Origin of the sequence: Staphylococcus intermedius NCTC 11048 (assembly GCF_002902385.1) — a bacterium.
GTDB classification, from domain to species: domain Bacteria; phylum Bacillota; class Bacilli; order Staphylococcales; family Staphylococcaceae; genus Staphylococcus; species Staphylococcus intermedius.
Map to the genome: position 1 here is coordinate 1 of NZ_PPQH01000137.1, position 1,045 is coordinate 1,045.

Sequence of the window (1,045 nt, forward strand, 5' to 3'; positions counted from 1 at the left end):
TTTGTTACAACAATTGCGTCGGCAGGTGCATCATCAGCTAATTTAATTGTTGTAATACCTTTACCTTGACCAACAAGGCGTGTGTTGTTAGGTAACCTTAAACCATACACCTTATAAGTACCAGCCGACATTGTAACTTGTACATTTCCCTCGCCAAATGCCTTTTCGAACGCCGCCGTACTATCATTTTGACCTGTTGGATCTGCACCAAATTCGTCAACATTAACAACGCGATTGATTTTGTCGAGTAATTCCTTCAAACCTTTTTTACGCTCGTTCATTTCTCTTAAAAAATCATGTTGGAGTCGTCCCTCTAATGTGTCGTGTTGAATTGCGTCAATGGATACACGGCTTTGACGCAATTCTTGTTGTCCATTACCCAATGCACCTAATACAAGGTGGTCGTTCACTTCGTTTTGGTAACGTAATTCATCACCTACATTTGTTTTCTGACCTTTCTTTGTAAAATGTGTAACGTTGTTTGAATTGTGTGCATCTTTTTCGTCTTTACGATGGTAATCCATGTCATCAGAAAAACCATTTAACCATCGTTCTATTTTTTCGAAATTATTTTCTATCTGTTTAAGTAACTTATCGTTAAAATAAACATCTAACTTTTTTAATAAGTTGATTTTCAAGTTTAAACCTCCTTAGCCTTCAATTGACCGTTAACATCAACAATCAAATTGTATTTTTTACCGTTTTCTCCGGTAATGACTAACCCTTTAGAATTCACCTCTAAAGATTTTAATTTATTAAGTTCAACTTCATTGGTCGATTCGTTCGTGTTAACTTTATCTAACTTCGCTTTATCCTCAGCGCTCATCAAACCATTCATTTGATTAGTAACTAAAGGCATAGCCTCCATGTTAAAGCCGTTACCATTAATCAAGGTTGTGTAGTTTTCTCCGGCATCAATGCTAGATTTGATACCCTCACTAGAGAATAAGACGTCGTAACTACCGTTTTTACCATGTATGCCCAACCCATCATATTTCAGCGCAGTAGACGTTTGTACAACACTACTCATCGACTTAGCGACCGC

General features: G+C 37.1%; 1 protein-coding gene and 1 pseudogene. Both read right to left on the reverse strand.

The window, feature by feature from the left end; all coding sequences use genetic code 11:
* Positions 1-638 (reverse strand): glycosyl hydrolase family 28-related protein (locus CD138_RS13670; protein ID WP_219727735.1); only part of this gene is annotated, 638 nt, incomplete at its 3' end.
* Between the two features lie 2 nt (positions 639-640).
* Positions 641-1,045: pseudogene (locus CD138_RS13675) on the reverse strand (DUF7643 domain-containing protein); the annotation flags it as partial.